14 protein-coding genes are annotated in these 19,944 nt (G+C 65.0%); 4 read left to right on the forward strand and 10 right to left on the reverse strand.

All coding sequences use genetic code 11. From position 1 onward, the window contains the following. From HBH1_RS20665 to HBH1_RS20685, 5 genes are all read right to left on the reverse strand, one after another. A partial coding sequence (locus tag HBH1_RS20665) for a 3-hydroxyacyl-CoA dehydrogenase NAD-binding domain-containing protein (protein WP_158243313.1) occupies positions 1–429 on the reverse strand: 429 nt, incomplete at its 3' end. 9 nt (positions 430–438) lie between these two features. Beyond that, entirely contained in the window at positions 439–1,224 is a 786-nt protein-coding gene (locus HBH1_RS20670) for an SDR family oxidoreductase (protein WP_102664179.1), read from the reverse strand. A 37-nt stretch (positions 1,225–1,261) separates the two neighbouring features. Further along, positions 1,262–3,784, reverse strand: a complete 2,523-nt coding sequence (locus tag HBH1_RS20675) for a branched-chain amino acid ABC transporter ATP-binding protein/permease (RefSeq protein WP_102664180.1) — start codon at positions 3,782–3,784, stop codon at positions 1,262–1,264. A gap of 28 nt (positions 3,785–3,812) precedes the next feature. Continuing rightward, positions 3,813–4,688, reverse strand: a complete 876-nt coding sequence (locus HBH1_RS20680) for a branched-chain amino acid ABC transporter permease (RefSeq protein ID WP_102664181.1) — start codon at positions 4,686–4,688, stop codon at positions 3,813–3,815. A gap of 95 nt (positions 4,689–4,783) precedes the next feature. Next, complete coding sequence (locus HBH1_RS20685; RefSeq protein ID WP_102664182.1) at positions 4,784–6,115, reverse strand: ABC transporter substrate-binding protein; 1,332 nt, start codon at positions 6,113–6,115, stop codon at positions 4,784–4,786. Between the two features lie 631 nt (positions 6,116–6,746). On the opposite strand from HBH1_RS20685, the gene HBH1_RS20690 reads away from it, so the two are divergent. Together HBH1_RS20690 and HBH1_RS20695 are read left to right on the forward strand one after the other, a co-directional pair. After that, entirely contained in the window at positions 6,747–7,451 is a 705-nt protein-coding gene (locus HBH1_RS20690) for a GntR family transcriptional regulator (RefSeq protein ID WP_102664183.1), read from the forward strand. Between the two features lie 122 nt (positions 7,452–7,573). Then, positions 7,574–8,215: a DedA family protein gene (locus tag HBH1_RS20695; RefSeq protein ID WP_039876006.1), complete on the forward strand. Its 642-nt coding sequence runs from the start codon at positions 7,574–7,576 to the stop codon at positions 8,213–8,215. Between the two features lie 96 nt (positions 8,216–8,311). On the opposite strand, the gene HBH1_RS20700 is transcribed toward HBH1_RS20695, so the two are convergent. Together HBH1_RS20700 and HBH1_RS20705 are read right to left on the reverse strand one after the other, a co-directional pair. Continuing rightward, positions 8,312–9,430, reverse strand: a complete 1,119-nt coding sequence (locus HBH1_RS20700) for an NADH:flavin oxidoreductase/NADH oxidase (RefSeq protein ID WP_102664184.1) — start codon at positions 9,428–9,430, stop codon at positions 8,312–8,314. Between the two features lie 82 nt (positions 9,431–9,512). Further along, on the reverse strand, positions 9,513–11,396 hold the full coding sequence (locus HBH1_RS20705; RefSeq protein ID WP_369878635.1) for an ABC transporter transmembrane domain-containing protein: 1,884 nt from the start codon (positions 11,394–11,396) through the stop codon (positions 9,513–9,515). A gap of 340 nt (positions 11,397–11,736) precedes the next feature. Between HBH1_RS20705 and egtD the strand changes: the two genes are divergently transcribed. Next, positions 11,737–12,756 carry an L-histidine N(alpha)-methyltransferase gene (egtD, locus tag HBH1_RS20710; RefSeq protein WP_102664186.1) on the forward strand — a complete coding sequence of 340 codons (1,020 nt, stop codon included), beginning with the start codon at positions 11,737–11,739 and terminating at the stop codon, positions 12,754–12,756. Between the two features lie 52 nt (positions 12,757–12,808). Further along, positions 12,809–14,167 carry an ergothioneine biosynthesis protein EgtB gene (gene egtB / locus HBH1_RS20715; RefSeq protein WP_369878636.1) on the forward strand — a complete coding sequence of 453 codons (1,359 nt, stop codon included), beginning with the start codon at positions 12,809–12,811 and terminating at the stop codon, positions 14,165–14,167. Between the two features lie 20 nt (positions 14,168–14,187). Here egtB and HBH1_RS20720 read toward each other — a convergent pair whose 3' ends face one another. The 3 genes from HBH1_RS20720 to leuA form a co-directional block, all read right to left on the reverse strand. Continuing rightward, positions 14,188–15,933 carry a methyl-accepting chemotaxis protein gene (locus tag HBH1_RS20720; RefSeq protein WP_102664188.1) on the reverse strand — a complete coding sequence of 582 codons (1,746 nt, stop codon included), beginning with the start codon at positions 15,931–15,933 and terminating at the stop codon, positions 14,188–14,190. 222 nt (positions 15,934–16,155) lie between these two features. Then, complete coding sequence (locus tag HBH1_RS20725; RefSeq protein ID WP_102664189.1) at positions 16,156–17,364, reverse strand: NnrS family protein; 1,209 nt, start codon at positions 17,362–17,364, stop codon at positions 16,156–16,158. A gap of 266 nt (positions 17,365–17,630) precedes the next feature. Next, the gene (gene leuA / locus HBH1_RS20730) at positions 17,631–19,334 is read right to left on the reverse strand and encodes a 2-isopropylmalate synthase (protein ID WP_102664190.1); all 1,704 of its coding nucleotides are present in this window, start codon (positions 19,332–19,334) and stop codon (positions 17,631–17,633) included. Positions 19,335–19,944 lie beyond the last annotated feature (610 nt).

Raw genomic sequence — 19,944 nt, forward strand, 5'->3', positions numbered from 1 at the left:
CGGGTTGACAGGGTGGGCGACCAGGATGCGGTCGCGTCCGGGCAGGTGCTCCGAGAAGGCGGAGGTGGGGATCCACGAGGTGGAGCTGGTGAGGATGGTCTGCGGGGCGGCCAGGCTGTCCATCTCGGCGAAGATGGCGCGTTTGACGTCTACCGTTTCCTTGACGTTTTCCTGGACCAGGATGGCGTCCTGCAGGGCGGCGGCGAGGCTGTCTGCCGTGTGGATGCGGGACAGCACGGTCTGCGGTGTTTCGTCGATCAGGCCATGGCTGGCGAGGTCGGCCAGGTTGTCCTGCAGCAGTTGCCGGCAACCCTGCAGGGCTTGCGGGACGGCATCCCACAGGTCCACCCGGTAGCCGGCGCGGGCGAAGACGATGGCCCAGGCACGGCCGATCAGGCCGGCACCGATGACGGCGATCTTTTCACTCATGACGGCTCCTCAGCTCAATACTTCGACATTGCCGCACACCGACAGGCTGCGTCCGCTGATGGAGGCGCCGGCCGGGGAGCAGATGAAGATGATCTGGTTGGCGATGTCTTGCGCCGTGACCATCTTGCGCAGAGAGACCTTGGAGAGCAGGCGCTGGCGCATTTCTTCATGTTCGATGCCATAGGCCTCTGCCTTGGCGGCGACGATGCGCTCCTGGCGGGCTCCTTCGACCACGCCCGGCAGCACGGCATTGACGCGGATGTTGGACGGCCCCAGTTCGATGGCCCAGGTTTCGGTCAGGCCGATGACGCCGTACTTGGAGGCCGAGTAGGGCGTGCGCAGGGCAAAGCCCAGGCGGCCGGCCACCGAGGAGATGTTGACGATGGAGCCGCCGCCGTTCTTCTTCAGCATCGGTACGGCGCGCCGGGTGCAGAGGAAGGGGCCGGTGAGGTTGACGGCGATGGTCTGGTCCCAGCCAGACAGTTCGACGTCTTCCACCGGCAGGGTGGGGCCGGCGATGCCGGCGTTGTTGACCAGGACATCCAGTACACCGCCCCAGCGCTGGCTGAGGTCGGCGAACATCGCATCGACCTGGGTCTCGCTGGTGACGTCGGTCAGGCTGTAGCTTACGGGGGCGCCGGCGAACTGGCGGCGGGCGCTGGCGAGGAAGTCTTCGCTGACGTCACAGATGTGGACGTGGGCGCCAGCCTCGACGAAGGCGGCGGTGATGGCCAGGCCGATGCCCTGGGCGCCGGCGGTGACGATGACTTTCTGGTCTTTCAGATTCAGGTCCATGGTGCAGTGTCCTTGTTGCGGGAGGGAGAGTGCTGGCTCAGAGCCAGAGGATTTTCTTGCGATAGGTGAGATCGTTGAGCAGCGGTTCGGCCGGTCCGGTGTGGAAGACGGCGCCGCGCTCCAGGGCGAAGACGCGGTCGGCCAGGGCCAGCACCAGGTCCAGGTTGTGTTCGACGATGACGATGGAAACCTCGCGCCGCAACTGGTCGAAGACGGTGAACAGTTCCTGCACCACGGCCGGGGCCAGGCCTTCGAAGGGTTCGTCCAGCAACAGCAGCTTGACGTTGCCCGACAGCGCCCGGGCTACCGCGACCATCTGCTGCTCACCACCGGAGAGGAAATCGGCATGGGTGTGCAGACGTTCCTTCAGGCGCGGGAAGTATTGCAAGATCTTTTCTTCACTCCAGGCCACGCCGTTGCTGCTGTCGTTCTTGCGCGCCAGTCGGCCCAGCGCCAGGTTCTCGGCCACGGTCATGCCGGCGAACAGGCCGCGCCCCTGCGGTACGTAGCCGATGCCCAGGCGGGCGATGTCGGGGGCGGACAGTCCGGCGATGTCGCGACCGTCATAGCGGATGGTGCCGGAGGCCGGGCGCAGCAGGCCGGTGAGGGTCTTGAGCAGGGTGGACTTGCCGGCGCCGTTGCGGCCCAGCAGGGCGACGATCTCGCCCTGCCGCACCTCCAGGCTGGCGTCATTGAGGATGTGGCTCTTGCCGTAGTAGGCATTGACGCCCTCGAAGGCCAGCAACTGCGCCCGCTCCTGCGCATCGCCGCTGCTGCGGCCGGTGACCGGCGGGGTGCCGTGACCGGTGTAGATTTCCTGCACGCGCTGGTCGGCGCGGGCCTGTTCGGGTGTGCCAGCCATCAGCACGCTGCCCTGGTTCATCACGGTGACCTGCTGCGAGAAACCCAGCACGCGGTCGATGTCGTGTTCCACGATCAGCACCGGGATGTTGGCGGCGATGATCTGCACCAGCCGCGAGACCCGTTCACGTTCGGCAGCGGCCAGGCCGGCCAGGGGTTCGTCCATCAGCAGCACCTGGGGCTTGGAGCCCAGGGCGATGCCCAGGTCCACCAGCCGTTGCCCGCCGTAGGAGAGGGCGCCGCCTTCGATGTCGTCGATGCCCTTGAGCCCGAGAAAGCGCATCAGTTCGGCGGTCTCGGCATGGATCTCGGGATAGCTGTCGATATCGCGCCACATGTTGTAGCGCGCCGCATGCCGCGCCTGCAGAGAGAGCCGCAGGTTTTCGTAGATCGACAGGCCCTTGAAGAGATTGGTGATCTGGAACGAGCGCGCCAGGCCGCGCTGGCAAATCTCGCTGGGCGGCAGGCCGTGGATGGGCTGGCCGTTGAGCAGCACGCTGCCGCCATGCGGGGCGAACATGCCGGAGATCAGGTTGAAGGTGGTGGTCTTGCCGGCGCCGTTGGGGCCGATCAGGGCGTGGATTTCACCTGCATGCAATGCGATCTGCGCATTCTTGACGGCCTGGATGCCGCCGAAGCGGATTTCGATGTCGCGGGCTTCCAGGACCACGCCCTGCCGGGGCGGCGGTTGCAGGAAGTCCGGCAGCGGCAGGCCATCGACGATCTGGCGCGCGCTCATCGCGGCGCCCACTTCGGCCGGCGGCTTGAGGCGGCGCAGCAGCTGGCGCCAGATGCCGACCAGTCCGGTGGGCGAGAACAGGATGAAACCGACGAAGGCCAGGCCGAACCAGAGCAGCCAGTTCTCGGTCCAGATCGACAGGCATTCGCGGAACAGGATGTAGAACAGCGCACCCAGCGCCGGCCCGAGGAAGCTGCGCATGCCACCGATCACCACCATCGCCAGCAGTTCGCCGGAGAAGGCCACCGAGGTCGGCTCGGCCGAGGCGAAGCGGTGGTGGAAGGCCAGCAGAGCACCGGCCAGGCCGGTGACGGTGGCCGAGATGATGAACATCTGCAGCTTGTAGACGATGGTGGCGTAGCCCTGGAAGCGCGCCCGCTGCTCGTTCTCGCGGATGGCAACGATGGTGTGGCCGAACGGCGAGCGGATCAGCCGGTGCAGACAGTAGAGCACGGCGAAGGCGATCAGGCTGACGAAGACCAGGTAGGCCAGCGACTGGTTCAGGTCGATACCGACGACCACTGGTCGCACGATCCCGCCCAGCCCCGATTCGCCGCCGGTGAAGTCGGTCCAGCGGAAGGCCACCGCGAAGGTCAGCGCCGACAGCGCCAGCGTGAGCAGCGAGAAATACACGCCGCGCCGGCGCAGGATCAAAAAGCCCACCAGTGCCGCGCAAACGGCGATGAAAGCGATGGTGAACAGCAGCGGCAGCACGATCTGGCCGGGGAACCAGTATTTCTGCGACAGCGCGGCGGCATAGGCGCCCACCCCGAACCACGCCCCGTGACCGAACGAGGTCAGGCCGGTATAGCCCACCAGCAGGTTCAAGCCCATGGCGGCAATGGCGTAGATGACCACGTCGGTGGCCGAGGTGGTGGTCAGGCCCAGCAGTGGCAGCAGCAGGGGCGTGATGACCAGCGCGGCGGCGCCGATCCACAGGGATTGGTGTTTCGGATTCATGGAGAGCATAGGGTTCATGGCCGCGGTCTCATTCGAAGCGTTCGATGCGCTCGCCCAACAGGCCGCGCGGACGGAAGATCAATACCAGCAGCATCAGCAGGTACATCGAGGCCTCGCCGGCCGGGGCGTAGAACTGGATGGTGATGCCGCGTACCACGCCCACCAGCACGGCGGCCAGCACCACGCCCCAGAAGCTGCCCAGGCCGCCGATGACCACCACCACGAAGGCGGCCGTCATGATCTCGGCCCCCATGGCCGGCTGCACCCCCGAGATCGGCGCGAACAGCACCCCGGCCAGCGCGGCCAGGCCGACGCCCAGCATGACGATGGCCGTCATGTAGGGCTGCAGGCGGATGCCCAGTACCGCCACCATGTCGGGCTTCTGCACGCCGGCACGCACCACGCGGCCGAAGGAGGTCTTGTTGAGCAGCAGCCAGATCAGCGTCAGCGCCACGATCACGATGGCCAGCATCAGCAGGCGATAGCGCGAGTACATGAAGTCACCCACCATGATCTGGCCCTTGAAGGCCGCCGGGATCGAAGCCGGGAGTGGCGATGCGCCCCACAGGATGCGGATCAGCTGTTCCGCCACCATCGACAGGCCGAAGGTCAGCAAGAGTCCCAGGATGGGATCGGCCGAATAGAAACGGCGCAGCAGGAAGCGTTCGAACAGGATGCCCAGCAGCGCCACCAGCAGCGGCGAGATGAAGACCGCGCCGGTGAACCCCAGATACTTGGTGATCTCCACGGCGAGATAGGCGCCGATGGCATAGAAGGCGCCGTGCGCCAGGTTGACGATACCGCCCAGGCTGAAGATCAGCGACAGCCCCAGCGCGATCAGCAGGTAGTAGCCGCCGACCAGCAATCCGTTGAGGATTTGTTCCAGCAGGAAAACGATTTGCATTGCAACTCCGGCCCGAGGCCTTGCGAAAGTGAGGCGACTGGCGGCCACGCCCGGGTCTCAGGCATGGCCGCGTGGCGGTGTGGTCCGGGGCAAGTTCAGCTGAACTTGCAGGCGTTTTCCTGCATGGTCGGGGCGATCGAATCCAGCGGTGCGTTCGGTCCCGGCACGGCCGCGCCCAGTTGCAGGAAGTCCCACTGATCCTTGGCGCGCCCCTTGGGTTTGGGCGAGAGGGTGTACATCTCCTGCATCAGCTGGTGGTCCCAGTCGCGATAGACGCCCTTGCGGCCCTTGAGGATGTCGATCTGGGCACCCTTCTCGAAGTAGTCGATCAGTTTCATGGTGTCCAGCGACTTGGTCTCGGCGATCGCCTGGGCGACCGAGCGGAAGCCCACGTATTCGCCCCAGGCCTGGTTCTCGGGCGGCTTGCCGTACTTCTTGATGAAGGCCGCCACGAAGGCCTTGGAGGAAGGACTGTCGACATCGTGGTGCCAGGTGGTGGGCCAGGTTCCGGCGAAGTTGTCCGCGCCAGCACCCCAGGCTGCCACGGTATCGAAGCCGAAGCCGGCGATGGGGAAGGGCAGGCCGAATTCGGAATACTGCTTGATGAAGTTGGTGATCTGGTTGCCGGCCAGGTTGGAGATCACCAGGTCCGGCTTGGCCTGGTGGATCTTGAGCAGGTAGGGGCTGAAGTCGGTGGCATCGGTGGGTACCAGTTCGTCGTTGGCAATCGTGCCGCCATTGGCGCCGACGAATGCCTTGGCGGTGCGCAGCAGGTCATGGCCGAAGGCATAGTCGGCGGTCAGGGCATACAGCTTCTTGCCCTTGATCAGGCCGTTCTGCAGCAGTTGCTGGCCACAGGCCTTGACGTAGGTGGAGTTGGCGGCCTCGATGTGGAACATGAACTTGTTGCAGCTCTTGCCGCGCAGCTCGTCGGAGTTGCAGCCGGTGTTCATGAAGAGCTTCTTGTTGCGCTGGGCGACCTGGGCGATGCCCAAGGCCGAGGCCGAGGAAATCTCGCCGATCAGCAGCGCCGCACCATCACGCTCCAGCAGGCGCTGTGCTTTGGAGGAGGCGGTGGGCGGATTGACCGAGTCTTCCGACAGCAGCGTCAGTTGGCGCCCCAGCAGGCCGCCGGCCTTGTTCTGTTCTTCCACGGCCAGGTTGATGCTCATGACCGCGTATTCGCCCATGGGACCGAGAAAGCCCGTGCGCGGCGTCAGGTGGCCGATGATGATCTTGTCGGACTGGGCGCGCACGATGGCCGGAAAGCCCATGGTCGTGGCGCCCGCGATGGCGGCAGCGCCGGCTTGCAGGATGCGGCGGCGGCGCGGGGAGGCGGGACTCGCAGTGCTGCTGGTGGTGCTGTCGTTGTTGTCGCTGTTGTCGTTGATGCCGTTGTTGCCGGACGTGCTCTGGTCTTGCTCCATGGTGCGATCCTCCTAAATATCCGGCGGGCGCCGGTGTCTCCTGGGAACTGCGTTCTTTGTATCGAGCAGGGTGACCGGGGCAGTGGACTGGGATGGCGGCCGTCGGTCGTGTTCGCAGCAACATGCGCAGCGGCCGGGTGGGCCAGCGCAGAGAACCGGAGATGGGCGAGGTGTGCAACGGCGAGCGGGCAGGGCAGGCAAGCCTGTCCTCACGAGGGGGATAGATGACGCAGGCGCTGTTGTCCGCGCTGTGCATGCATCCGGTGCAACTGTCTCCTGGTGGCCGTCACCGCTGCGGGCCGGCCACCGCCGCAAGACTGTTGGCTGTGGGGTGGCGCCGCGCTGATCCGATTTTTTGTTCTGCCGATGTCATTTATTTGACATGTGATCAAATGTATTCGATAGAATCGGTAGCGTCAACCGATCATGCAGGCAGCGAAATGGGTGACGGGATCAGGAACGGATAGCTGTCGTCCTCTCGCCAGTCGCCCCTTTAAGGCTGCATGCGGCCTGCCTTGAGCAGCATCGGTCAGCAATGTGAGGCGCGTCCGCGGCTTGTGCCGGAGTGCTCCTGGACAGTGCTCGCCGGAAGTGCTCCGCTATAATCCGCAAAAAATTTTCATCTATCGCCATGGACCAGACACTGATTGCCGACCTCTCCACCGTGCGCAAGATCCAGCACGCCACGCTGTCCGAGCGGGTCTATCAGGACCTGTGCGAACTGATCCAGGCCGGCCAGGTGCGGCCCGGCCAGAAGCTCACGCTCAAGGGTCTGGCCGATGCACTGGGGACCAGCCCCATGCCGGTACGCGAGGCAGTGCGTCAACTGGCCGCCGAGGGGGCGCTGGAAATCCTCCCCAACCGCGCCATGCGCGTGCCGCTGATGACCAAGGGCAAGTTCAGCGAACTGCTCAAGATACGGCTGGCGCTGGAGGGGCTGGCGGTGGAACACGCGGCCAGCCACATCCGCCCGGACGAGCTCGATGAAGTCGCCCGTCTGCACGAAACCCTGTCGGTGGAAATGCAGCGCAAGAAGCCCAATGTCGATGTGATCATCCGCTTGAACAAGGAACTGCATTTCGCCGCCTACCAGGGTTCGGGCATGTCGACCCTGGTGGACCTGATCGCCGGCCTGTGGCTGCAGGTGGGACCGGTGATCAACCTCGACCTGCGCGCCGGTTCGCGCCGCCTGGCCGAAGCGCCGGCCCTGAAGCATCATGCGATCCTGCTGGAAGGCCTGCGCGAGGCCTCGCCGCAAAAGGCGCGCAAGGGGCTGCAGGGTGACCTGCTGAGCGCAGCCGAGATGATCCTGGCCGGCGATGGCCTGCCGGACTGAAGCGCCGCGCCGGGGACGTTGAACGGAGGAAGCCAGCGCATGCGGCGCTGCGTCAAATTTGGCGGGGGTGGCTCAGGCTGTTGGTACAATGCCCACTTTCCGCCACTTCCCTTGCAGGCCTTATGGATATTCTCTTGTTCCTGGTCGATTTCATCGTCCACATCGACCGTCACCTGGCCGAGCTGGCCGCTTCCTACGGACCCTGGTTGTTCCTGATCCTGTTCCTGATCATCTTCTGTGAAACCGGCCTGGTGGTCACCCCCATCCTGCCCGGCGATTCACTGCTGTTCGTCACCGGCGCGCTGGCTGCCACCGGTGCCTACGATATCCATCTGATGCTACTGACCCTGATCGTGGCCGCCATCCTGGGAGACAGCACCAACTACCAGATCGGCAAGATGCTGGGCATCAAGGTGTTCGACAAGCCCAATTCGCGCATCTTCAAGAAGGAATACCTGGACAAGACCCATGCCTTCTTCGAAAAGCACGGCGGCAAGGCCATCATCATTGCCCGCTTCGCACCCATCGTGCGCACCTTCGCGCCCTTCGTGGCCGGCGTGGGCGCGATGACCTATCCGCGCTTCTTCCTCTACAACGTCATCGGCGGCATCGCCTGGGTGGCCAGCTTCGGCTATGCCGGCTACTTCTTCGGCAACCTGCCCATCGTGAAGCAGAACCTGAGCCTGTTGATCGTGGTGATCGTGATCCTGTCCATCCTGCCGGGGATCATTGAATACATCCGTCACAAGCGTCGTCCGGGCTGATCTGCGGTACGCAGATCCAGCTTCGGCGTCTCACAAAAAATGCTGCCCGGTCGATATCCGACCGGGCAGCATTTTTCTTTTTATCCACAGGAAATTTCAGTCGGCGTTGCGCCCGTACTGCACATCCGGTCGCAGCGGTGTCTTGCTGGAGGCAGCGCGCACGTATTGCGGCGGCCAGGCGATGTCTTCACGCAATTGCTGTGCTGCCTGCATGGGCCAGTAGGGGGCGCGCAAGAGTTCGCGCGCCAGCAGCACCAGGTCGGCCTGGCCGGTGCGCAGCACGTGTTCGGCCTGGATGGCGTCGGTGATCATGCCCACGGTACCGGTGGCGATACCGGCCTCGGCCTTGACGCGGGCGGCAAAGCCGGTCTGGTAACCGGGGCCGACCGGAATCGGCGCCGACGGCAGGTTGCCGCCACTGGAGACGTCCACCAGGTCCACACCCAGCTCGCGCAGGCGGGCGGCGAGGGCCACGGTGTCGTCCGGCGTCCAGCCGCCTTCGGCCCAGTCGGTGGCCGACAGGCGCACCAGCAGCGGCAGCTCGTCCGGCCAGACGGCACGGGTGGCGCGCACGGTTTCCAGCAGGAAGCGGATGCGGTTCTCGAAGGAGCCGCCATAGTGATCGCTGCGACGATTGCTCAGCGGGGACAGGAACTGGTGGCCCAGGTAGCCATGGGCGCCGTGCAGTTCGATCAGCTTGAAGCCGGCCGCATGGGCGCGTCGGGCGGCATCGGCGAAGGCCTGCACCAGGGCGGCGATGTCCTCGACACTGAGTGCCTGCGGTTCGGTGTAGCTGGTGTCGAAAGCCAGTGCGGACGGGGCCTGCGGCAGCCAGCCGCCCTCGGCCACGGCGACACTGCCGGCCGGGCCGTCCCAGGGTCGCAGGGAGCTGGCCTTGCGGCCGGCGTGCGCCAGTTGCACGCCCGGCACCGCGCCTTGCTGTTCGATGAAGCGGGTGATGCGGCGCAGAGGGGCGATGTGCTCGTCCTTCCAGATACCGAGGTCGGCCGCGGTGATGCGGCCTTCGGGGACCACCGCCGTGGCCTCCATGATGACCAGGCCGGCGCCGCCCACGGCGCGGCTGCCCAGGTGCACCAGGTGCCAGTCGTTGACGAAGCCATCCTCGGCCGAATACTGGCACATCGGCGACACCGCGATGCGATTGGGCAAGGTGATGCCGCGCAGGCTCAGCGGCGAAAACAATTGGCTACTCATGCGGAACTCCTGTCATGTCGATGGCGAACGAAATGCGCAGTCTAGGGGATTTCAGGATTTCGCGTCGGCCACCGCCCACTGGCTACTTCTGGGTCTCGAACTGCAGGGCCGCCAGGCTGGCGTAGAGACCGTCGCGGGCCACCAGTTCGGCATGGGTGCCGGTCTCGACGATACGGCCGTGCTCCAGCACGATGATGCGGTCAGCGCGCTGCACCGTGGCCAGGCGGTGCGCGATGACCAGGGTGGTGCGTCCCACCATGGCGGCTTCCAGTGCGCTTTGCACCAGCCGTTCGGATTCGGCGTCGAGGGCGCTGGTGGCCTCGTCCAGCAACAGCAGCGGCGGGTTCTTCAACAGTGCGCGGGCGATGGCGATGCGCTGGCGCTGGCCGCCGGACAGGCGCACGCCGCGTTCTCCCAGGAAGCACTGATAGCCCTGAGGCAGACGTTCGATGAATTCGTGGGCGGCGGCCATCTGGGCGGCGGCAATCACTTCCGCATCGCTGGCACCGGGCCGGCCGAAGCGGATGTTTTCCATGGCATTGGCCGAGAAGATGACGGTGTCCTGCGGCACGATGCCGATGGCGTTGCGCAGGTCCTGCAGGGTGAGGTAGCGGATGTCCACGCCATCGAGGTGGATGCTGCCCTGCTGCGGATCGTAGAAGCGCAACAGCAACTGGAACAGCGTGGTCTTGCCTGCGCCGGAAGGGCCGACCACGGCGACTGTTTCACCTGGCCGCACATCGAGCGAGAACCCTGCCAGCGAGGCATGCTCCGGGCGCGACGGATAGTGGAAGTCGAGCTCGGCGATGTGCAGGGCCGCGCCGTTGGCGGTGCGCGGTGGCAGTTTTTCCGGCAGCAGCACAGACTGCACCGGTGAGTGGGCGGCCAGCAGGTCGAGCAGGCGCTCGGTGGCGCCGGCAGCGCGCTGGGTGTCGCCCATCACTTCCGAGAGCGCGCCGAGGGAGCCCGCCACCAGCGAGGCATAGAGGATGAACTGGCCGAGTTCGCCGCCGCTCATGCTGCCGCGCATGACCGCGTGCGCGCCCAGCCATAGCACGAAGACGATGGCGCCGAACACCAGCAGGATGGCCACCACCGTCAGCAGCGAGCGGGCGCGGATGCGTTCCATGGCGGTTTCGAAGGCGCGCTCCACCGACTGGCCGAAGCGGCGCGCTTCGATTTCCTCATGGGTGAAGGCCTGTACCGTCGGCATGGCGTTGAGGATTTCGCCGGCCATGGCCGAGGCATCGGCCACGCGGTCCTGCGAAGCGCGCGAGAGCTTGCGCACGCGCCGGCCGTAGAACACGATGGGCAGGACCACGGCAGCCAGCATGACGATGATGATCGAGGTCAGCCGGGCGCTGGTGATGAAGAGCATGCTCATGCCACCCAGGAACAGCAGGATATTGCGCAGGGCCATCGAGATGCTGGTGCCGACCAGGGTCTGGATGAGGGTGGTGTCGGTGGTCAGGCGCGAGAGCACTTCACCGGTCTTGGTGGTTTCGAAGAACTCCGGGCTCTGCGTGACAACGTGGGCATAGACGGCGCTGCGCAGGTCGGCCGTAACGCGTTCACCCAGCCACGACACCATGTAGAAGCGCAGCGCGGTGGCCACGCCCAGCACGCAGGCCACGCCGAACAGGGCCAGGAAATAGAGATTGATGTGGGCGGCGCTACCGGCCGCGCCTGTGCCGGCCGCACCTGGGCCGGCCGCACCGAAACCCAGATCGATCATCTGCTTGAAGGCGTAGGGCACCGCCAGGGTCGCCGCAGCGGCCACCAGCAAGGCCAGGCCGGCCAGCAGGAACTGTTTCTTGTAGGGCGCGAGAAAAGGCAGCAGGCCGCGCAGCGCCGCCAGCGCCGACTTGCGCGCCGTGGCGCTGGCCTGGCGGGTGTCTGGATCGGTGTCGGCGGACTGGGTCGGGTGTGCGGAATGGGTAAGCGAAGGCGGCGGCGTGGAAGACATGGACAGGGATCAGGGGTTAGGGGCCAGCGCGCTGGAGGGATAACACTTGGGACCGTGGGCAACGATCCTGTTGCCATCGGGCTACCTCGGTGGGCGGGCGAAAATCTCATTGCCGCGTTGAACCACCGCGCTGCGCCCTAGTCGGAACAGGCATCAGTATAGACAGTCCCGGGACAGCCCCGAGGATAGCCCCGGCAGCCCCGGACGATCTGACAAAGTGTATCGCAAAGTTGTCCGTCAGCCATTGCCTGACCGCCCCGGCCTGTTACAGTACCCAAGCCGGTAGCGCCCATCCGCAGAGAAGCAGCATCCACCCACCGTCATTGGCAAGGAGATACGCTTGGCCCAACCCGCACTGATCCCCACATGCTGGGATAGCTCCGATTCCGATATTTGTGCCGACCACCGGCAGCCCCGTGCAGAAGCCAGTAGCGGGCACTGTAGCCAGCCCGGCGCCGAACTGGTGGCCGGGCTCAGCGCCCGTGAAGCGTACATCTCGCCGAAGTATTTCTACGATGCCCTGGGCAGCAAGCTGTTCGAAGCCATCTGCGATCTGCCGGAGTATTATCCGACCCGCACCGAGGCGGCCATCTATGCCTCCCATCAGGACGCCATGGCGGCAGCAGTCGGTACCGGCTGTACCCTGATCGACCTGGGCGCCGGCAACTGCGCCAAGGCGGCGTCGCTGTTCGGGGCGTTGCAGCCACGGCAGTACGTGCCGGTGGATATTTCCACCGACTTCCTGCACCAGTCGGTGCAGGGCTTGCAGCGTCGTTTCCCGGATATCCCGATGCAGCCGCTGGCGATGGATTTTTCCTCGACGCTGACACTGCCGCCGGAAGTGAATGCGCAACAGCGGCTGTTCTTCTATCCCGGTTCGTCGTTGGGTAATTTCGATCCACAGCAGGCGCTGGCCTTCCTGCGTCGTGTACGGTCGGCGCTGCCGAGCGAAGAGGGTGGCATCCTGATCGGGCTGGACCTGGTCAAGGACACGCACGTGCTGGAAGCCGCCTATGACGACGCCCTGGGCGTAACGGCGGCATTCAACCTGAACGTACTCAAGCACGTCAACGAGCTCATCGGTGCCGATTTCAATGCACGGGACTGGCGCCATGTGGCTTTCTACAATGCCCGCTTCCAGCGCATCGAAATGCACCTGGAGGCCAGGCGCGACCTCATCGTCCGCTGGCCCGGCGCGCGCCGTACCTTCCGTCAGGGCGAGCGCATCCATACCGAGTACAGCCACAAGTTCAGCGAGCAGGACATCCTGGGCCTGCTGGAGCAGGCCGGTTTCGGCGGCTGCCGGATGTGGTTCGATGCGCGGCGCTGGTTTGCGGTGTGTTACGCCCAGGCGCGCTGAAGAGCGCGTTGAGCCCCATCCCTTGAATTTCAGGTTTTTTGCAGGAGAGCGGATGCCCTCAGTCCTTACTACCCTGGACCCGTCCATGCGGCAGCTTGCCCCGGAATCCGCGGCGGCGGCCACCGCCGCCACCATCGATGCCGTGATCGACGCTGCCGTCCAGCAACTCAACCATCGCCCGCGCGAAAGGCTGGGCGACCGCTACCGTCGCCTGCGCCGTCAGTCGCAGCTGATCGCCGAGCCTCTGTCGGCCGAGGATTGTTGCGTGCAGGCCATGCCCGACGCCAGTCCGATCAAGTGGCATCTGGCGCATACCACGTGGTTCTTCGAGACCTTTTTGCTGGAGCGTTTCCAGTCCGGTTTTGCGCCATTCCATCCGCAGTTCCGCATGCTCTTCAATTCCTACTACGAGGGCGTGGGCGCAAAATTCCCGCGCCCGCAGCGTGGACTGTTGACCCGGCCGGCGCTGGAGGAAGTGATGGCCTATCGGGCCCAGGTGGACGAACGCATGCTGTTGCTGATCGATGCGCTGGAGGCCGATGGCGCTGATCCGGACACGGGGTCGCAGCAGGCCCAGCTGAAGGATTTCCTGGCCCTGCTGGAGCTGGGCATGCAGCATGAGCAGCAGCACCAGGAGCTGATGCTGACCGACATCAAGGTGCTGTTGTCGATCAATCCGCTGCAGCCGGCCTACCAGCCACTGCCGGCCAGCATGCAGTTGAACGATCCGGTTGAGCTGGAATTGCAATGGCACCGCATCGACGCCGGCGTGGTGGAGATCGGTCATGCCGGCAGCGGCTTCTGCTTCGATAACGAGACGCCGCGCCATCGCCAGTTCGTCGAGGCTTATCAGTGCGCGTCGCGGCTGGTCAACAATGCCGAATACCTGGCCTTTGTCGAGGCCGGCGGCTATGAGGACGCCAGCTTGTGGCTGTCCGAGGGATGGGAGTGGAAGAAGCAGCAGGACCTGAACCATCCGCTCTATTGGCGTCCCGCCGGAAACGGGCGATGGCGTGAGTTCACCGAGTATGGTCTGCAGCCGCTGCAACCGCATCGTGCCGTCGTGCACCTGTCGTATTACGAAGCCGACGCCTATGCCCGCTGGGCCGGGGCGCGTTTGCTGACCGAAGCCGAGTGGGAGCACGCGGCGGCCCGTCTGCAGGGCCAGGGGCGCGAGTTCTTCGGGGTGGCCTGGCAGTGGACCAGCAGCAGCTATGCGCCGTATCCCGGCTTTGCTGCGGCACCGGGCGCGGTGGGCGAGTACAACGGCAAGTTCATGGTCAACCAGTACGTACTGCGGGGATCGTCATCGGCCACGCCGCTCAATCATGCCCGGCTGACCTACCGCAACTTCTTTCCCGCCACGGCGCGCTGGCAGGTCAGCGGCATCAGGCTGGCACGCCAGGCCTGATACCGCGCTCGGCGGCGGATTTAGAAGGTCTCCCACTCGTCCGACTTTTCTTCCTTGTGGCTGGCGGGCAGGGCCGGCCGGGCGGTGGACGCCGTTGATGTCGCGGGACGGGCCGGCAGGGCCTTGGTCGGGCTTGCTGCGGCTGCCACCGGCGGCGCCTTGCACGCGGCAGTGGCCGGGATACTGCGCGGGGCACTGCGCATTTCCGGCGCTGCGCCCAGCTCATCCAGACGGAACACGCTGACCAGTTCCAGCAGACGCTGGGCCTGATCCTGCAGCGCCTGGGCCGCTGCGGCGGCTTCTTCCACCAGGGCGGCGTTCTGCTGCGTGGTGTTGTCCATCTGCATGATGGCCTGGTTGACCTGTTCGATGCCGTCGCTCTGCTCCCGCGTGGCGGCCGAAATCTCGCCGACGATGTGGCTGACCTGCTCGATGCTGTGGACCACCTCATCCATGGTGCTGCCGGCCTGTGCCACCAGCTCGGTCCCGGAGGAGACCTGGCTGACCGAGTCGTTGATCAGCGCCTTGATTTCCTTGGCGGCGGTGGCTGAACGCTGCGCCAGTCCGCGCACTTCGGAGGCCACCACGGCAAAGCCACGGCCCTGTTCGCCGGCGCGCGCCGCTTCCACGGCGGCATTGAGCGCCAGGATGTTGGTCTGGAAGGCAATGCCGTCGATGACTGAGATGATGTCGACGATCTTGCGCGAGGAGTCGTTGATGGCACCCATGGTCTGCACCACCTGCTTGACGGCCTGGCCGCCCTGGTTGGCCACTTGCGTGGCGGTGCCGGCGAGCTCGCTGGATTTGCGGGTGTGGTCGGCGTTCTGCTTGACGCTGGAGGTCAGTTGTTCCAGCGAAGAGGCCGTCTCTTCCAGGGCGCTGGCCTGTTCCTCGGTGCGCGAAGAGAGGTCGAGGTTGCCAGTGGCGATCTGGGTCGAGGCGGTGACCATGGAGTCGGTGCCGCGTCGCACTTCGAGGACGATGGCCTTGAGCTTCTGGTTCATCGCCGCCAGTGCGTGCAGCAGGCGGCCGGTCTCGTCGGTGGAGTGGGCGTCGATCACGGCGGTCAGGTCGCCGGCGGCGACGGTCTCGGCCACTTCGACGGCACGGCTGAGCGGCCGGGTGATGCTGCGTGAGATGGTCCAGGCGATGAAGGCGGCGAACAGGGCCGAGGCCAGACCGGAGACCAGCATGATCAGGCGCGTGGTGTTGTAGGCGGCTTCGGCGTCGGTGACCGACTTGTCCATCATCTTTTGCTGGGTGTCGGCCAGGTTGTCCAGTTCACCGAAGTAGGCTTTCTGCAACGCGCCGACCTTGCTGATGAGCAGTTCGATGGCGGCATCGCGCTGGCCCTTGGCATTGAGTGCCTCGACCTCCCTGCGCTGGGCGGCATATTCGTCCCGCGCCTTCATGACCTTGGCCAGTTGCGCGCGGGCCGCAGGATTGACCAGCATCCCGTCGAGGTCCTTCAGGTGCGCCGTGACCTGCAGCGAGAGATCGTTCACGACCGCCTGTTCCCGCGTCGCCTGCTCGGGACTATTGGTCAGCAACTGGTTGCGTACGGCGATGGCGACGTCGTCGATCTTGCCGGAGATGGTGTTGATGAGGGCGATCTTCTTGTAGCGGTCGTTGACCACCAGATCGAGTGCCTTGTTGATGTCACCCAGCCGGATCAGGCCCAGGGTGACGATGGCGGCGATCACGAGGATCAGGACCGAAAAGGCGAAGGCCAGGCGTGTGGCAATGCTGAGGTTACTGAAGCGCATTATTTTCCCCCCGAAAAATGTGATTGCGACTTGTCTTTAAATACTGAGAACTGGTGTGATGACCAGTCATTGATCATAAGCCAGTTACGTGAAACGAGAACCTTCTCGTCACGTAAATTCATGACGGAACATCTGTCCTCGCTGCAACATCAGCCGGCCGGCAATTCAAGCTGCAAGGCCGTGCGGGGGGACGCGGTCTTGCGGCGATCGGTGCCGCTGACCTCAGGCAGCGCGTGGCTGACTCAGGACAGCGGCGTAGCGTAGCACGAACAGCAGGAAGGCCAGTGACCAGCAGGCAGCAGATATCGTCAGGAGGAAGTTGCCCGAGATGAACGTTGCTGCAATGCGACAGCTCGCCGCCGCACTGATGGCTGCATAGATGGCGACGGTGCTGCGGTCGGCGCGCAGGGCACGGCCGGTATGCCCCAGCGATACCCGCGTCATCACCCCCAGCACCATGCTGCCCATGGCACCGGCTGTGAGCGCGTGGATGGCGCCGATTTCCAGCGTCGGCAGCGCCACCAGGCTCAGGCCCAGCATGGCCACGCCGGCGATCAGCCACAGATAGGCCAGGTGCAGCACGGCCAGCAGCGGTTCGGCCAGGGTGGCATGGCCGCGCCAGCCCAGCAGCCTGGCCAGGTTCAGCGCCGCCGCCAGTAACAGCAGGGCACCTACGGCAGTGGCGCGGGGCAGGCAGGCCCAGGCCAGTAGCGTGGCGTGCAGGCTGGCGGTGGCGGCCATGCCGAGCCAGCGACGGCTGGTGACTTGAAGCGGGCTGCGGTAGGCCGTGAGCCAGTTGCGCGTGAAGGCCGGGATGATGCGCGCACCGATCACTGACATCAGGATGCAGACCGCCACCAGTGCCAGGCGCCAGTCCAGGCCCGTGGGCAGATCCACGCCGCCGACGCGCAGGTACATCAGCAGGTCGGCCACGCCCAGCAGGGCCACGGGGAGTGGCATGGGCAGGTTGCGGCGGTTGCGGGCGGCGATGATGTCGCGCCAGGCCACGGTGCACAGGGCCAGCGGAAACAGCAGTTCAGCCAGCGCTGCCAGCCACAGTGGCAGCAGCGCGGAAACGGTGCCGACCACGCGGCCCAGCAGCCACAGGCCGGCCAATACCGCGAGCAGGGTGCCACATACCGGAGTGCGGCCGGTCCAGTTGGGGATGGCAGTGAGCAGGAAGCCGGCGATGGCGGCCATGATCCAGCCAAACAGCATTTCGTGGATGTGCCAGCTCAGGGCATCGAAATGGGTGGGCAAGACCACGTGACCGTGCAGGATGCCGATCCACAGCACCATGCACAGGGCCGCCCACAGGCTGCCGGCCAGGAAGAAGGGCCGAAATCCCAGCGAGAACAGGGCCGGAGGGGTGTTTGCAGGACCCGGCTTGGACGATGTGGGGGCTGACGAGCGGACGCTGATCTGGATCATGGGATGTCCCGAGGTTGGCGGCCGACGGCATGGGAGTGCGGCGGCCTGAGCGGGGCATTCTAGGTCGGCAGCCGGGACTTGCCTTTGCGATGAAACAAAGGGGGATGCTTTGCCACGGCAATGTGCCGTGCGCGGAGAGAACGCGGGTGGGATGGGGAGAGAGAAGACTGAAAAGGGAGACCGCACGAAACAACGCCGACCTGTAGGTCGGCGTTGGAAGCTTACGCTCACGGGGACAGGCCGGGATCGCCGGCGCTGCTCCGTTTTCAGGCAGCCTTGGCTTGCGAGGAGCCGGCCTGGTTGGCGCTCTCGTTGATGGCGATCTGGCGGTTCACGGCAGACAGCACGGCCTTGAAGGAAGCGGTGACGATGTTGGCGTCGATGCCCACGCCGAAACCGGTCGGGGCTTCGTTCAGGCGCAGTTCGATGTAGCTGGCGGCCTTGGCGTCGGCGCCGGCACCGATGGCGTGTTCATGGAAGTCCATCAGCTTGATGTCCAGGCCCAGGGCATGCACGAAGGCATCGATGGGGCCGTTGCCGCTGCCGCGCACGGTGACCGGCTGGCCATTGCGCACGATGTCGACTTCGATGTTGATCGACTCGGCCTTGGCCGTGTCTTCCGACATGCGGTGGGCGCGGTAGACATAGGGCTCGCTGCGCTCCAGGTATTCACGCTGGAAGATGGCGTGGATGTCGGAGGCAGCGATTTCCTTGCCGGTGGCATCGGCCTCGCGCTGGATGGCGCGCGAGAATTCGATCTGCAGGCGGCGCGGCAGGGCCAGGCCGTATTCCTGTTCCAGCAGGTAGGCCATGCCGCCCTTGCCGGACTGGCTGTTGACGCGGATGACCGCATCGTAGCTGCGGCCCAGGTCGGCCGGGTCGATCGGCAGGTAGGGGACTTCCCAGATGGCGTCGGGCTGCTGCTTGGCGAAGCCCTTCTTGATGGCGTCCTGGTGCGAGCCGGAGAAGGCGGTGAAGACCAGGTCGCCCACATACGGGTGACGCGGGTGCACCGGGATCTGGTTGCACTCTTCCACCACCTGGCGCACCACGTCGATGTCGGAGAAGTCCAGACCCGGGTTCACGCCCTGGGTGTACAGGTTCAGGGCCAGCGTGACCAGGTCGACGTTGCCGGTGCGTTCGCCGTTGCCGAACAGGCAGCCTTCGACGCGGTCGGCGCCGGCCATCACGGCCAGTTCGGCCGAGGCCACGGCGGTGCCGCGATCATTGTGCGGGTGCACCGAGATGATGGCGCTGTCGCGGTGCTTCAGGTTGCGGCACATCCACTCGATCTGGTCGGCGTAGACGTTGGGGGTGGCGCACTCGACGGTGGAGGGCAGGTTCAGGATGATCTTGCGATTGGGCGTGGCACCCCAGGTTTCGCAGACGGCGTCGCAGATGTCCTTGGAGAAGTCCAGTTCGGTGGTGCTGAAGGATTCCGGCGAATACTCGAAGCGCCACTCGGTGCCGGGACGCGCATCGGTCAGTTCCTTGACCAGCCTGGTGCCGGTGACGGCGATGTTCTTGATCTCGTCGCGCGACATGTTGAAGACGATCTTGCGGAAGGCCGGCGCCACCGAGTTGTACAGGTGGACGATGGCCTTCTTGGCGCCTTCCAGCGATTCCACGGTGCGGCGGATCAGTTCTTCACGCGACTGGGTCAGCACGATGATGGTGACGTCGTCGGGGATGCGGTTTTCGACGATGAGCTTGCGAACGAAGTCGAAGTCGGTCTGCGAGGCCGAGGGGAAGCCCACTTCGATTTCCTTCAGGCCGGTCTTCAACAGCAGTTCGAAGAAACGCAGCTTGCGCTCGGCGTTCATCGGTTCGATCAGGGCCTGATTGCCATCGCGCAGGTCGGTGCTCATCCAGATCGGCGGGGTGTCGATCACCTTGCTGGGCCAGGTGCGATCCGGCAGGTCGATGGCGGGGAAGGGACGGTATTTGGCGGCGGGGTTGTTCAACATCATGATGGACCTCTAAGTCTGAAGAATGCGGGGAATGCGGAAATGCTTCAATGCGTCAGATGTGGCGGATCGGGTTGCCTGGCTGCCACGGGCGCGTGGCCAGACAACCCGTCATAGAGCCAGAGGCGGCATCTCCTGCCGCGCGCAGGTCGGCTGGCATGCTTGCCGGCGCGGAGTGTGGATGGTCCTGGTGTTCGAATGCATGATCGCTTCGCCTGATGCGGCTGCGACGTCGGCTTGGTACAGCTTGCGCGTCACTGCCTGGTTTTACTGCCGGTATTGCTGGATTTGATTGGGTTTGCCGGATCGCGTGACATCAGCGGGAACGGCAGGAACTGCGGATTTTAGCGCGAGGCTAGTAGTAGCGACACCGATAGCAACGCTAGCAGGGCGCTGGCGCTGTTGTGGCGTAGGGAGAAGTTTGCTGCGGAAGTCATCTGAGCAATGTAGAAGATTGGCCGCAAGCTTGTCAAGCGCTATCTGCCAGAGCAGAGGAAAAGCCAGGTAAATCCCTGCCGGAGTGAAATAAATTTGTTGCTACAATCGTCTGATAAATGACCCGAAGGTCATTTATATTCATGCGGCGGGCCGCAAACGGTGGTGCGGATGGAAC

This window comes from Herbaspirillum sp. BH-1 (genome assembly GCF_002870055.1).
In the GTDB taxonomy this organism is placed as follows: Bacteria; Pseudomonadota; Gammaproteobacteria; order Burkholderiales; family Burkholderiaceae_D; genus Herbaspirillum; species Herbaspirillum frisingense.